This is a genomic window from Sneathiella chinensis, assembly GCF_012720115.1.
GTDB classification, from domain to species: Bacteria; Pseudomonadota; Alphaproteobacteria; order Sneathiellales; family Sneathiellaceae; genus Sneathiella; species Sneathiella chinensis.
Map to the genome: position 1 here is coordinate 1010329 of NZ_VNWN01000002.1, position 13019 is coordinate 1023347.

The 13019-nt window shown below is 57.1% G+C and carries 12 protein-coding genes and 1 tRNA gene; 8 read left to right on the forward strand and 5 right to left on the reverse strand.

Features of this window, described 5'->3' with window-relative positions; translation table 11 throughout:
* Nucleotides 1-53: 53 nt before the first annotated feature.
* Both FQB27_RS04830 and FQB27_RS04835 read left to right on the forward strand, forming a co-directional pair.
* On the forward strand, nucleotides 54-329 hold the full coding sequence (locus tag FQB27_RS04830; RefSeq protein ID WP_169559709.1) for a hypothetical protein: 276 nt from the start codon (nucleotides 54-56) through the stop codon (nucleotides 327-329).
* A gap of 99 nt (nucleotides 330-428) precedes the next feature.
* Nucleotides 429-1511, forward strand: coding sequence for a bifunctional transcriptional activator/DNA repair enzyme AdaA (locus FQB27_RS04835; RefSeq protein ID WP_169559710.1), 1083 nt, complete (start codon nucleotides 429-431; stop codon nucleotides 1509-1511).
* A gap of 3 nt (nucleotides 1512-1514) precedes the next feature.
* Here FQB27_RS04835 and FQB27_RS04840 read toward each other — a convergent pair whose 3' ends face one another.
* Both FQB27_RS04840 and FQB27_RS04845 read right to left on the reverse strand, forming a co-directional pair.
* Nucleotides 1515-2204, reverse strand: a complete 690-nt coding sequence (locus FQB27_RS04840) for a lysozyme family protein (RefSeq protein WP_169559711.1) — start codon at nucleotides 2202-2204, stop codon at nucleotides 1515-1517.
* 88 nt (nucleotides 2205-2292) lie between these two features.
* Nucleotides 2293-3171, reverse strand: a complete 879-nt coding sequence (locus FQB27_RS04845) for an N-formylglutamate amidohydrolase (protein ID WP_169559712.1) — start codon at nucleotides 3169-3171, stop codon at nucleotides 2293-2295.
* Between the two features lie 156 nt (nucleotides 3172-3327).
* Here FQB27_RS04845 and FQB27_RS04850 point away from each other — a divergent pair, with 156 nt between their 5' ends.
* From FQB27_RS04850 to FQB27_RS04860, 3 genes are all read left to right on the forward strand, one after another.
* Complete coding sequence (locus tag FQB27_RS04850; RefSeq protein ID WP_169559713.1) at nucleotides 3328-3699, forward strand: response regulator; 372 nt, start codon at nucleotides 3328-3330, stop codon at nucleotides 3697-3699.
* A gap of 163 nt (nucleotides 3700-3862) precedes the next feature.
* Nucleotides 3863-3939 (forward strand) — tRNA-Val (locus tag FQB27_RS04855).
* Between the two features lie 265 nt (nucleotides 3940-4204).
* Complete coding sequence (locus tag FQB27_RS04860; protein ID WP_169559714.1) at nucleotides 4205-4699, forward strand: P-loop nucleotide/nucleoside kinase family protein; 495 nt, start codon at nucleotides 4205-4207, stop codon at nucleotides 4697-4699.
* 53 nt (nucleotides 4700-4752) lie between these two features.
* Here the strand turns inward: FQB27_RS04860 and FQB27_RS04865 are convergent, their stop codons facing one another.
* Both FQB27_RS04865 and FQB27_RS04870 read right to left on the reverse strand, forming a co-directional pair.
* Nucleotides 4753-5634: a mechanosensitive ion channel family protein gene (locus FQB27_RS04865; RefSeq protein WP_169559715.1), complete on the reverse strand. Its 882-nt coding sequence runs from the start codon at nucleotides 5632-5634 to the stop codon at nucleotides 4753-4755.
* Nucleotides 5635-5657: 23 nt separating this feature from the next.
* A complete protein-coding gene (locus FQB27_RS04870) occupies nucleotides 5658-6491 on the reverse strand; it encodes an AsmA family protein (RefSeq protein ID WP_169559716.1) in 834 nt (277 codons plus the stop codon).
* 197 nt (nucleotides 6492-6688) lie between these two features.
* Between FQB27_RS04870 and FQB27_RS04875 the strand changes: the two genes are divergently transcribed.
* Together FQB27_RS04875 and FQB27_RS04880 are read left to right on the forward strand one after the other, a co-directional pair.
* Nucleotides 6689-7831, forward strand: coding sequence for a CaiB/BaiF CoA transferase family protein (locus FQB27_RS04875; protein WP_169559717.1), 1143 nt, complete (start codon nucleotides 6689-6691; stop codon nucleotides 7829-7831).
* Between the two features lie 116 nt (nucleotides 7832-7947).
* Nucleotides 7948-11178, forward strand: coding sequence for a coiled-coil domain-containing protein (locus tag FQB27_RS04880; RefSeq protein WP_169559718.1), 3231 nt, complete (start codon nucleotides 7948-7950; stop codon nucleotides 11176-11178).
* Here the strand turns inward: FQB27_RS04880 and FQB27_RS04885 are convergent, their stop codons facing one another.
* Nucleotides 11179-12384, reverse strand: a complete 1206-nt coding sequence (locus tag FQB27_RS04885; protein ID WP_380682882.1) for an MFS transporter — start codon at nucleotides 12382-12384, stop codon at nucleotides 11179-11181.
* Nucleotides 12385-12630: 246 nt separating this feature from the next.
* Here FQB27_RS04885 and FQB27_RS04890 point away from each other — a divergent pair, with 246 nt between their 5' ends.
* Nucleotides 12631-13002, forward strand: a complete 372-nt coding sequence (locus FQB27_RS04890) for a DUF4870 family protein (protein WP_206374314.1) — start codon at nucleotides 12631-12633, stop codon at nucleotides 13000-13002.
* Nucleotides 13003-13019: the final 17 nt, after the last annotated feature.

Below are 13019 nucleotides of genomic sequence, written 5' to 3' on the forward strand. Positions count from 1 at the left end.
TCGACCACATCCAGCCATGGAATGCCGGTTTTTCCAGTTACAAGGAGAAGAGTATGAAGCACGGTATCATCGTCGCAGGTATAGTTGCCCTTATGGCCGTATCAACGCCGGTACATGCTCAGTCGGAAGACAAGGGGGCGGATGAACTGGCGGTTGAGGGGCTGACAAAGCTGATGGATGCCCTGAAACTTTTCGTGGATGCCATCCCGCAATATGCCGCGCCTGAAATCCTTGAAAACGGCGATATCATCATTCGCCGGAAAAACAAGGAAATGGAAGAAAAAGAGCCGGAAAGCGACAAGCCGGATCTGGAGAAGACCGCAACCTGACGGGCCGGGAGTCACCGGATATTCATACCGATATCCGGATAGAGACCGTCACGCCCATGCGATAGGATCAGGAATGATGATCGCAATGGATACAAACCCATGACGGATGATGAAAAACAGACTGCGGTTCGGGACCGCAATGCGGACTTTGACGGACGCTTTGTCTACGCCGTGACCACAACCGGTGTTTATTGTCGTCCGTCCTGCCCCAGTCGGCAGGAAAACCCTGAAAATATGGTGTTCTTTGATGCGGCCGGGCAGGCGGAAGGTGCTGGGTTCCGGGCCTGCCTGCGCTGTCGGCCCGACATGCGATCCCTGAAGGACCCGGGCCTGTCCCTGACGCGGCAGGTCTGTTCCTTTCTGGAAGAACAGGTTCTGAGGGGCGGCGATGCGGACACGTCCCTGTCTGCGCTGGAGGCCGAGACAGGCTACAGCGCGGATCATCTGGCCCGGACCTTCAAACGGGTCATGGGGATCAGCCCCTTCGATTATTATGATGGCCTGCGCATCCGCAAGCTGAAAGAAAACCTGAAAGAGGGAGAGACCGTTGCCTCAGCCGCCTTCGGTGCCGGTTTTGGCTCTTCCAGTCGGTTGTATGAAAAATCCCATGATCGGCTCGGGATGACGCCGGCCTCATACGCCAAGGGCGGGAAGGGGGCGGAAATTGCCTATGGTATCGTGGATTGCGATTTGGGCAGGATGCTGGTCGCCGGAACACGAAGCGGAGTTTGCGCGGTGTATTTCGGGGATGAGGATGACCGCCTGAAAAACGATCTGAAGCAGGAATTCCCCGCCGCCGAGATTGCGCCTGATCTTGGACAGTTGGCGAACTGGACGGATGCGATCCTGCGCTATCTGGAAAGTAAATGCAGGATGGTCCCGGATATTCCCCTTGATATGTACGGTACAGCGTTCCAAAAGCGGGTCTGGCGGGAACTTCTTAAAATCCGGCCGGGAGAGACGAAAACCTATAAGGAGGTTGCCTCTGACATGGGGCAGGAGAAATCCTCGCGGGCCGTCGGGCGGGCCTGCGCTACCAATCCGGTGTCGCTTCTGGTGCCCTGTCACCGGGTGGTGGGAAGCGATGGCAAGCTGCATGGCTACCGCTGGGGGCTGGCCCGAAAGGAACAGCTTCGAAAATGGGAAGCCTGGGCGGCCCCTGAAACAGAAAAGGCGGGGTAAGGTCTAGCCTTCTGACTGTGTGGCGGCGGTTCTGGTGAGGCGGGCCGCTTTGGCTTCGGCCTGTTTTCTGGCAAGCCGTTCCTTGCTGCGGCGGTACTTTTCACGGGCGGCTTCCATTCTGGCCGCCGTGTCGCGGCGCCGTTCTTCCTCCCACAGTTTCAGGACTTTCTTCTGATAGGGGACGTTATATTGTTTGTTCCGGGAATGGTAATGGGCCACGGCAATATTCCAGGACCGCCCCTCGCTCCGTAACTTGTTCAGCAATGCCCCGGCATATCGGGTGTTGGCCACGGGGTCGAAGGCTTCTTCCAGACTGTCGAATGCGTCCGGGTGCCAGTACAGATTGACCTGCATGCAGCCCACATCGATATTTTTCACGCCCTTGGCCTGAAGTTTCTGTACCTCGCGAATGGCGGCGGCCTTGGTCGGCAGATATCGCCCCCTGCCTTCGGAATATACGGTCCACGGCCAGGCAATTGTTTCCCGGCGTTCCTTGTGCCAGCGACCCGTTTCCGCAAGGGAGATGGCGTTCAAAAGACGCCGGGGCAGGCGAAGGTCCCGTTCCGTTTTTGCGGTTTCCATGCGGCAGGTTGTCAGGAATTCTGCGGCGTTTGGCGGAAAGGTCGCGGCGGCGGCAGGAACGCTGAAAAGACCGAGCAGGGCTGAAACAAGAATGGCGATATATTTGGGCATGATTTACCTCCTGCCTTAATAAAAGCAAGAAGCGTGCCGTTTTTGAAACCGGTCAGAAGAGAGAAGGGGAGGGGCTTGCCGGACCGTCTCAAACAGCCTGACGGCGGGGCGCAGCCTGATCCAGTTGTGCGCCAACTGTGGCAATCAGGGCCGACAGGTCAGATTTCAGGCGATCCATCCCCGGAATGGGGGAAAGCCGCCTTGGGCACATGTAAAGGTCCCTGTTGATTTCGATCTGCACGGCGCTGATGGCGGGGGTCAGGCTGCCATAATGACGGGTGATATACCCCCCGGCATAAGGGGCATTGAAGCGGACGCTGTATCCAGCCTGTTTCAGGGTTCGCCCGATCATCCTGCTGACATGAGGGGCGCAGGAGGCCCCAAAACGATCCCCGATGACCATGTCGGGCAGGCGCGCGCCGTTTGTCCGGTTGCCTGACTGGCCGGGCATGGAATGACAGTCCAGCAGAAGGATAGCGCCAAACCGGTTGAGGCCTTCTTCCAACAGCCCCTTCAGGTGGTGGTGATAGGGGAAATAGCAGTTTGCGAGGCGGGCCTCCGCATCGCTGAAGGCAAGGGGGCGGGCATGAATGATTTTGCCCGCGGTGACAACCTTTGGAATGGTGCCAATGCCGGCCGACAGGCGGACGCTGCGGGTTGTCACATAGTCGGGCAGGGTGTCCCGGTACATGTCCGGGTCCAGTTCAAAGGGTTGCCGATTGACGTCACAATAGACGCGGGGGAATGTGGCCTTGATCAGCGGTGCCCCAAGGCTTGGGGCCGATGAAAACAGTTCATCGACCAGAAAGTCCTCGGACTGGCGCAAGGTATTGATATCCAGTCGGCTGAGCCGGGTAAACGGCGCGGGATACTGCCTGCCGCTATGGGGGGAAGACAGGACAACCGGTAGCGTCCAGTCGGTTGGACGGAGGATTTCAAGCGGCTTTTCCGAAAAGAGTGTTTTCATGGCCGGTCACGGAAAAGGGCGGAAGGCCCGGTTGTTCAGATGATAAAATTATGGGAGATCGAATGAAAAAGGCCAACCCTTTTTGCCAAGGCTGACAAGATGGTATAGTCTTCTTTTTGAATGAAGATTGATTGTTTGGCGTAAAAGACGGGACGGATGGCGCGTATACTCCTCGCAGAAGATGACAGCTCCTTGAGGCATTTCCTCGCGAAAAGCCTGGAGGCTGCCGGGCATGAAGTGATTGCCTTCGGGGATGGGGAAGATGCCCTTCCGGTTCTCGATGCGGGGCCTTTCGATATCCTTATTTCCGATGTGGTCATGCCGAATGTGGGCGGTATAGAACTTGCCGTGAAAGCCAAGGCAAGCCTGCCGAACCTACCGGTTATCTTCATCACCGGGTTTTCCGCCGTCGCGGTGGAAATGTCAGAGCAGGGGCAGGCGGGTAATCAGGTTCTGTCCAAGCCGTTTCACCTGAGTACGCTGGTGGAAGCGGTGGATCGGGCACTGGATACGAAGGCCGCTTCCTGATCGGTTAAAGGGTCGGTTGAATGGCCGGTCAGGTGACCCGTCAAATGACCCGTCAAATGACCTCTTTTTTGCCTGTTTTTAAAAATCCTGAAAATTGGTCTTGCATTGGTTCGTTGGCCACATTATAAGACCGTCACTTCGTTGATGAAGTTCGGAATTATCCGGGTGTATAGCTCAGTTGGTTAGAGCGTTGCCTTGACATGGCAGAGGTCACAAGTTCGAATCTTGTTACACCCACCATTCCCCTCCCTTCCAGAATATTCCATCAGATAGTTCAGGCAGCATCTTGCGATGCACAAAAATTCTGTTCTTTCCTCTTTACAAGGGGCGAGAGGGACGCTAGCCTGCTTTTCATGAATTACGAATTTTCAAATATGCAAATTGTGGTGGTCATTTCTACATAGAAATGGCGGAAGCAACTCGCATGTGAAAATTGATCCATCCGCCCAGTGAGGCGGATTTTTTTGTTTTCTACCTCTCGGGCTTTAAAAACAGAGGTAGACCCATGACACAATCAACAAAAACACCGTCCCTTCATCTGTTTTGCGGCAAGATGGCCGCAGGCAAGTCCACCCTTGCGCGGGAATTGGCCACGCGTCACGGCGCCGTTCTGATCAGCGAGGATGAGTGGTTGTCTCTTTTGTATCCGGAAGGGATCAACACGCTTCAGGATTACCTGACCTGTTCCTCCCGGTTGAAGCGGGTCCTGAAGGATCATATCCGTACCTTGCTGGCCGAGGGGGTTTCCGTGATCCTTGATTTTCCGGGGAACACCAAGACCCAGCGGGCGTGGCTGCGGTCGCTCTATATCGATAATGGTGTGGATCACGTCCTGCATTATGTGGATCGGACCAATGCGGACTGTCTTGTTCAGTTGAAGAAACGCAACCAGGAAAAGGCGGAAGGGTCGAAATTCACCACCCCAGAGGAGTTTATGATGGTGACCGGTTATTTCGAACCGCCGATGGAGACCGAAGGGTTCAATATCCACCGTCACTGAGGTCATGTCCCGACAGGCCCCCAAGGTCGGCCTTGGGGGTGGGGCGGCCCGGATCAGGCCCCCGGCGGAACCGGACGGGCCGGGCCGTTGCTTGCGGTGCTTTCAAGGGAGCCAAGCGGCATGGCAGCCCCTTCCGGGCAGAGGAGGGGGATGCCCGCCTTCTTGAGGGCATCCAGTATCTGGCCGTTGACGGCATAGCGAACCTGAAAATACTGCCGCCCCGGCACCCAGTAGCGAATACCGATGACAACCCCGCCATAGGTAAAATCCTGTACCCCGGCCTGCGGGGCAGGCTCGGTAATAATATCGGGACAGGCGGCGATAACCTCCAGAATAAGCGCGGTGGCGCGGTGGATATCCTCGTCCGTTGACAGGGCCAGCTTGGTTTCGACAATCCGGGTTTCCTGCGAATTGACGAGGACCTGCCCGACGATTTCCTTGTTGGGAATGGTGATGCTTTCGCCGTCTTCACCGGTCAGGAATGTGGCGCCAAGGGTAATCCTGTCGACGACACCGCTCACCCCGTGCACGGTCAGCACATTTCCCACCACAAACGGGCGGGTGGCAATGATGGCTAGGCCAGAGCCAAAATTGGACAGGGGTCCCTGCAAGGCCAGCGTTGCGCCGAATGTGGCAGCACCGGCCAGTGCGATCAGCGGGGCGATACTGATCCCGAAATTCCCGAGGGTGATGATCACCAGCAGGATGATCAGGATCAGCTTGGTTGTGCTGCCGACAAATTGCGACAGGGTCTGGTCGATATTCCGGGACAGGCAGACCTGCTCTATCCGGTTGCCGATCCAGTTTGCCGCAATAAAGCCGAACAGGAAGAAGGCCAGCGCGCCCAAAATCTGAAAACCGTACTGGACGGCAAAATCAGTGGCGACCTGTACCCAGTGAGAAACGGTCTCAAGATTTTGTTCAACGCTTTCCATTGTCTGTCTTCCTTGCGTCAGGATTACTTGAACAGGCCTTTGACGCCCTCGGTTGCCCCTTTAAGGGCATCACCTGCACCGCCGGCGGCCCCTTCAAGGGCCTTTCCGGCACCGCCCGCGCCTTCGGTGATGGCCTTGCCTGCGCCGCCAAGGCCCTGTTTCAGGCTGTCGAGGGTTTTACCAACACCAAGGCCCTGAACCACATTCATGGAGCTGCTGGTCAGTTTGTCCATGATCTGTGCCGCGACTTCTTCGGGGGTCGCACCATTTTCCTTCTTGCCGATATCCTTCATGCGGATTGTGGGCAGGTTGCCTTCAATCTTTTTGTTCAGGGTGATCGGGGCCTTGACGCCAACGCGGCCATTCTGGATCACCAGTGAATCGATGATCAGCTTCGGTCCTTCCCCGCCATCGGCGCTGTCTGAACTTTCCGTTCCGCTGGAAGAGGCATTGGCCTTCATGAAGCTATCCACATTGTTCTTGATGGTATCAAGGTTGTTTGTGGTCTGGTTCAACTCGTAGGTGACCTTCGGGGCATCGACGACAATTTCCCGAATATGAATGAGTTTGTCACTGGTTCCGCCCATATCGACACTGACGGAAATAGCGCCAAGTTCGAAGGCTGTTGGCTCTTCAAAGCCGTCGGGGTTGCCAACAGAAAGGCCGCGCAACGCTCCCGCTCCGGAGGTCAGGTCCAGATCAACCTCGTTAAGGGTAACATCCGTCCGGGTCACTTCCGATCCGTATTCTTCAACGGCGCTGATAATGATTTTGTCCAGATTGAAATACAGGAAGGCAACAATGGCCCCCAGGATCAGGACGATTACGGCGAGGACGCCTCCGACGATTTTACCCATTGCGTTTATCCGTGATTGCGTGTGAAAGAGAGAAAAAAGATATACCGCTTCCCGGGCAGGGTCGCAACAAATAGTCCGCAAGTAAAAACACGCCTGAATAGGGCGGCGGAATGTAAATCCGGTGATGACAGGGCCCGGAAAATCACGGTACACTTATTTGAACTGTCTGGGACCTACAAAAAAGAAAGGGATAACCAATGGGACCGTTAGCAGGCGTAAAAATCGTCGAAATGGGAGGAATTGGGCCGGGGCCGATGTGTGCTTTGCTGCTGGCCGACATGGGGGCGGATATCATCCGGATCGACCGGATGCAGGAAACAGGATTGGGTGTCCATACCGATCCGAAATTCAACCTTCTGATGCGGGGGCGGAAGTCCATCGCCGTGGATACCAAAACCCCGGAAGGACGGGATCTGATCCTTGATCTGGTCAGTCAGGCGGATGGCCTGATTGAAGGGTTCCGGCCGGGTGTGATGGAGCGTCTGGGGCTGGGCCCGGATGAAGTCTTTGCTCGCAACCCGAAAATCGCCTTTGGCCGGATGACCGGCTGGGGACAGGACGGGCCCATGGCCCATGCTGCGGGGCATGACCTCAACTATATCGCTCTGTCCGGGGCCTTGCACGCCATTGGCCGGAAAGGCGCACCGCCGACACCGCCACTGAACCTTGTTGGTGATTTCGGGGGCGGCGCCCTCTATCTGGCAATGGGGATGCTGGCTGTCATTCTGGAAGCCCGGACGTCGGGCAAGGGGCAGGTTGTGGACGTGTCCATGGTGGACGGTGCCGCCAGCCTGATGACCACCTTCTTCGGTCTGCGGGCCGCCGGTCGCTGGACCGACGAACGGGGAAGCAACATCCTCGATTCCGGTGCACATTTCTATGATGTCTATGAAACCAGTGACGGAAAATATGTTTCCATCGGTTCCATTGAGACAAAATTCTATGCGTTACTGCTGAAGCTGACCGGGCTGGAAGGCGAAGATTTGCCGAACCAGATGGATGTTAGTGCGTGGCCGCAACTGCGCGAACGTTTTGCCGAAGTCTTCAAGACCAAGACACGGGATGAATGGTGCGACATCATGGAAGGGACGGATGTCTGCTTTGCGCCGGTCCTGTCCATGGCAGAGGCGACAAGCCATCCTCATAACGTGGCGCGGGAGACATTCGTGGAAATTGACGGTGTGGTTCAGCCCGCTCCGGCACCAAAATTCTCGCGCACCAAGTCGGAAATCAAATGTCCGCCGCCAGCCCCCGGCGCCCATACGCAAGAGGCGCTTCTGGAATGGGGCGTGGATCAGTCCCGCATTGATGCCCTTCGCGAGAAAGCGGCCATCAAGTAAAGGATGTGCGGCTCCGGGGCACCGTTCAGTCGGAAACCGGGGCCGCAAACACAGGCAATACTTGACGCCCGGCCGCTTTTCCCGGACTCTGCGCCCATGAGACAGGGGAGGCGAGTATGCTTTTGAAACATCCGGACGCAGATAAGGAATGGCAGGGGGATGAAACGCCGCTGATCCTGGGCGCGCAAGAGCAACAAGCCGCAGACCCCGCCAAGGGAAAAAGCCGTCACCTTTGGGCCGCTCTTGCGGCCGTTATATCCCTCGGCTGGCTTGGGGCCGCCGCCTGGTATACCGAGCAGGTGATCGGTTGGCCCAACCTGTGGCAGATGCTGCCCCATGAAATCGGGGTTTTCTTCACCGGCATTTTTACCCCGCTTGTGGTTCTCTGGTTGGTTGTTGCCTATTTTCGGCGCAGCACGGAAAACAAACTCAAGGCACAGGCCCTTGATGCCATGATCCGGGATCTTGGCTATCCCAGCCCCGAGGCCGAGGCCCGTGTGGCCAGCCTGACCCAGACCTTGCGCCGCCATGCCCGCGATGTACAGGGCGAAACGGACGAGGCCGCCCGGAAACTGGAACAGGTCAATGAACGCCTTGAAAGCCAGTCAAAACTGGCATCGGAGTCCCTGACCGGATTGATGCAGGCCGGGGATCGTTTGCAGGGTGAGATGGACCGACGGGTCAAGCAACTGGAAGAGTTGATCCGGCAGGCAGAGGCACAATCCGAACGTCTGGACGCACTGGCCGGTGAGCAGGTCCACAAGCTGGAGGAGGCCATAGAGGCCGTTGGAAGCCGCAGCGTTTCCATCAATGAGGAACTTTCCACCCAGATCACTGCCTTGGATACGGCCGTTGAAAAGGCCGGGGAACAATCCGGTAAAATGGCCCTGTCCCTTGAGAAAACCAGTCAGGAAATTGCGGCGGTGGCGGCGCAGGCGCTGGCCCGCGCAGAAAAGAACGGCGAGGAACTGGGCCGTGAAATCCGTGCGCTGGATGCCCTGTCGGAAGAAGTTCGGGCGAATATGGACCGGGGCGCGGACCATGTGGCCGGGCGCGGCAATGACATGCGGGAACTGGCTCGGACGGTTTTGGGCGATCTGGATCGTGTCAGCGCTGAACTGCATAAAAATTCGACCAGCCTTGAGGCCGCGGGAGAGGCCGCCCACAACCGGGTTGGAACTGTACGCGACAGTCTGGCAGCCTCCGCTCAGGATCTGGAACGAGCCCTTGATGCGCTTGAGGATCGTCAGTCCCGGTATCGGGCCGATGTGGATACCACAACCCGGGAAATCGGGCAGGGAAGCGATCAGTTGGAGGCGGAAGTCCAGCGACTGGAACGAAATGTCAGCGATGTAACCGAAAAGCTGTTGGGCCTGTCCGGTCATTTGCGGGATGAAATCGGGACGCTGGATACAACATGGCGTCAGACAGAAAGCGATCTGCAGACGGTGGAGCAGGTGTTGGAACGGGGCAGGGGCCTTCTGGCCGAAGCCAACGAGAATGCACTGGCATCGGCGGATCGTCTTGGCGGAAAACTGACCGGCCATGCCGAGACATTGCAACAGGCGACGGACATCGCCGCCAAGCGAACCGACGATATACAGGAACAAATCCGCAAGCAGATGAATGCCCTGTCCGTCGCCTCACGTCAGATCGAGGAGTTATCGCAGGAAATTGCCGCCCGGATGGGTGAGAATGTGGATATCCTGTCGGAGGCCAGTCTGGATACCAGCAACCGGATCATTCAGGTGGGCAGCGGGTTCCAGCGTCAGGCCGAGGAATTGCGAAACGCAGCGGACCGGGTGTCCAGCCAGTTGAAGGAAGCGGGCGAGGAACTGCGCCGGGAAACCAGCGATATGGAGGTCAATGCCACGCAGGCTTCACGGGTGATCCGGGCCGCATCGGAAGAATTGGAGCGCAAGCACAAGGATCTTGGGAATGCGGCGGACCAGTCAAAGGTGAAGCTGGAGGCCGCTGTTGCGGAAACCGTCCGTCACCATCAGGATTTCATGGCAACGGCCGAACGGGCGACCCTGCAGGCCCGCCAATCGGGAGAGGCCGCCCATTCCCAAACCGCGGAACTGGCCAGAACAGCAGAGCGGGCCTCGGCTGAAATGCGGGCCATCGGGGATCAGGCGACAACCTATATGAACGATCTTGCCCAAGCGGCAACGCGGGCGGAGGATCAGGGGCAGCGCCTGACCGAAACCGCCCGGGGCAACATGGAAGACCTTGAAGCGGCCAGCCTGTCTGCCCGGGATCATATGGATGAGTTGGCCCGCATGTCCGAAACCGCCCGCGAACACGCGGAGGCCATGGAAAAGGTCCTGCGCCATGAAACTGTTGCCATGTCCGAGGTGGCCCGCGATCTGGCCGACAAGGCAGAAGTGATCGAGCGTCACCTGACAGAGCGGACGGATCTGCTTGAAAAAACACGGGGCCATGCGGATGTGGCGGGGGATGCCTTCCGCCGCAAGACCGTGGAACTGGCCAAGGCCAGCGAATTGATGCTGACCGGGTTGCATCATGCGGATAGTGCGCTTGAGCGACACACGCAGGAAATCGACACCACCCGCCAGCGCATACAGAAAGACCTTGAACAGGTGATCAACCAGATGACCCACGCGGGGAACCAGATCAATTCAGAAAGCGAGGAGGCGGCCCGTGCCTTCCACACACGGGCCATGGAACTGATCCGCTTTTCCGAGCAGGCCAATGCCGGCTCTCGCGAGTTGGCGGAGCAGTTTGACGAACAACACCGCCGTCTGGAGAAGGCCGCCCGTCAGGTTGAGGTATCTTTGGGTGAGACCTCGGGTATCCTGAAAATGGAAAGCAGCAATCTGGCGGAAGCGGCCAGCAAGGCGGCAGAGGAAGCCCTGCTCAGCACAGCGCGCTTCCAGAAACAGGCAGAGGAATTGACCGAGGCCTCCAGCCGGGCTCGCCAGCAGGCGGAGGAAATCGCCGATCTTCAGAAGGCTCATAACGATGCGGCCTATACGCGGGGGGCGTCCCTCATTCTGGACAGCCTGCATTCCATTTCCATCGATCTTGCCCGCAATCTGGATCGTGGTCTGCCGGACGACCTTTGGAAACGCTATCGCCGCGGCGAGAAAAGCATCTTTACCCGCAAGATCATGAAATCCCGGGATGCGGAGAAAATTCGCGGCCTGTATCGGGATAGCGGCGAATTCAGAAGATACGTGGATCAGTATCTATCCGAATTCGATCGCTTGCAGCGGGAAGTGGAACGCTCTGAGCAGGCCGGATTGCTGGCCGACATGATCGAAAGTTCAGATGTGGGCAAGGTTTATATCCTGTTGACGGAGGCACTGGACACCTCCGCCTGATCAGGAAGACTTGTCTGCCCGGACGCTGGAGGGGGGAAGGGACAGTGCCGTTCTTGTGACCATGGTCAGGAAGACAAGGGTCACGGTCCCCCCGATCAGGAACGGTATGTCATAATCCACGAAATCAAAAAAGGCCCCGCCCCAGAGGGGGCCCAGAATACGCCCCAGTCCGGCAAAGGTATTTGCGATGCCGAGGGTGGTTCCCTGCTGCCCCTTGGCGGCGGCCAGACTGATCATGGCCGATTGGGTCGGGTTCAGGATTGCGATGCCGATACTCATCAGGGTGATGGCCACAATGAAGATCCTGAAATCGGCGGCGAAGGTAAACACAAACAGGCTTGCCCCCAGCAAGGTCAGGCCGGCCAGTAACAGTTTGGGTTCGCCAAACCGGGCTGTCATCGGGCCAATCATGCGCCCCTGTATGATCACCAGAATAATGCCGATATAGGCAAAGCAATAGCTGAGATGCTTGGGGGTCCAGTCATACTGTCGTTCGGTCCAGAGCGGGAACAGGGTTTCCACCTGACTGAACACAAAACTGACCACAAAGAACGACCCGACCAGCCAGAATACAGCCCGGGCCGAGAAAATATCGGCAAGCTGGCTGGCGAGCGGAAGGCGGGTGATCTTGCGGGCGGCGCTGCGGTCTTCTTCGGACAGGGTTTCCCGGACGGTAAAGAAGGCAAGGGCAAAGCCCAGCAGGGACAAACCGCCCGCCACGAACATCGGGGTCTTGAAGTCCGGATTGGCGGGGTCATCCCCCATCAGAAAACCACTGATCGCCGGACCCAGCGTAAAGCCGAGACCAAACGCCGCGCCAATGAAGCCCATGGCCTTTGCACGGGTTTCCGGGGTGGTCATGTCCGCCATGATGGCCTGCGCCACGGAAATCTTGCCCGACGCGACACCGCTTAGCGCCCGTGCGAAAATGAGCACGAGAAAACTTTCCGCAAGGCCGGTCCAGAAATAGGCCCCGGCACTGAGAAGAAGACAGCCCAGGAAAACCGGTCGGCGTCCCCATCGGTCTGAAACACGCCCCCAGATGAACGAGAAGGTCAGCTGAAAGATCGAGAAAATCGTCGCAAGCCACGTCACCATGAACGCACTGGCCCCGTAATGTTCAGCATAAAAGGGCAGGAGCGGGAGGATGATGCCGAAACCGACAAGGTCCATAAATACAGATAAAAATACAGCGGGCATGAAAATAACGTGGGTTGTCCGGGTCTAGATGGGCGTGACCCTAAACAATTTGGACCGGTTTGGCGAGGTCTTGATCCGCTTTTTTAAGCCTTTGAACCAAGGGTGGCATGATGTCACGAACCGCTTAAATAGAAGTTGCGAAATTTTTGGCAGCGGCTAATCTGTGCCAGCACAGGCAGAATTGGCCTGTGTTTTTGTTTTTATTGGGTTTTTACTCTAATTTTAGAGATATTTGTATCTTCAGGAGGACCGATGGCAGGAGATATAACGGAAAAGGTTGTCGAACAGTCAAGAGAGGCTGGGGCCGCCAAAATGTCAAAGATCATTTACATCCTGTATCTGGTGGGTGCGATCTTTGGTCTTGCCGCGATTGTCGGCGTCATTATGGCCTATGTGAACCGGGGCGACGCCACTGAATGGGTCAAAACCCATTATCGCTTTCAGATTCGCACTTTCTGGATCGGGTTCCTTTTCTACATGATTGCCGGTGTTACCATGGCAATTGGCATTGGTTTCCTGCTCTGGATTGCAACAATCGTCTGGATGATCATCCGTTGCGTCAAGGGCATGAAGTTTCTGGATCGCAAGGAAGGTTACCCGCAGCCGGCCAGCTGGTTGTGGTAATCACTTGATCCTTTATT

Excerpts from the sequence above, each read along its gene's own strand:
- FQB27_RS04830 (WP_169559709.1), top strand. The coding sequence starts at position 54 with ATGAAGCACGGTATCATCGTCGCAGGTATAGTTGCCCTTATGGCCGTA.
- FQB27_RS04835 (WP_169559710.1), top strand. The coding sequence starts at position 429 with ATGACGGATGATGAAAAACAGACTGCGGTTCGGGACCGCAATGCGGAC.
- FQB27_RS04840 (WP_169559711.1), bottom strand. The coding sequence starts at position 2,204 with ATGCCCAAATATATCGCCATTCTTGTTTCAGCCCTGCTCGGTCTTTTC.
- FQB27_RS04845 (WP_169559712.1), bottom strand. The coding sequence starts at position 3,171 with ATGAAAACACTCTTTTCGGAAAAGCCGCTTGAAATCCTCCGTCCAACC.
- FQB27_RS04850 (WP_169559713.1), top strand. The coding sequence starts at position 3,328 with ATGGCGCGTATACTCCTCGCAGAAGATGACAGCTCCTTGAGGCATTTC.
- FQB27_RS04860 (WP_169559714.1), top strand. The coding sequence starts at position 4,205 with ATGACACAATCAACAAAAACACCGTCCCTTCATCTGTTTTGCGGCAAG.
- FQB27_RS04865 (WP_169559715.1), bottom strand. The coding sequence starts at position 5,634 with ATGGAAAGCGTTGAACAAAATCTTGAGACCGTTTCTCACTGGGTACAG.
- FQB27_RS04870 (WP_169559716.1), bottom strand. The coding sequence starts at position 6,491 with ATGGGTAAAATCGTCGGAGGCGTCCTCGCCGTAATCGTCCTGATCCTG.
- FQB27_RS04875 (WP_169559717.1), top strand. The coding sequence starts at position 6,689 with ATGGGACCGTTAGCAGGCGTAAAAATCGTCGAAATGGGAGGAATTGGG.
- FQB27_RS04880 (WP_169559718.1), top strand. The coding sequence starts at position 7,948 with ATGCTTTTGAAACATCCGGACGCAGATAAGGAATGGCAGGGGGATGAA.
- FQB27_RS04890 (WP_206374314.1), top strand. The coding sequence starts at position 12,631 with ATGGCAGGAGATATAACGGAAAAGGTTGTCGAACAGTCAAGAGAGGCT.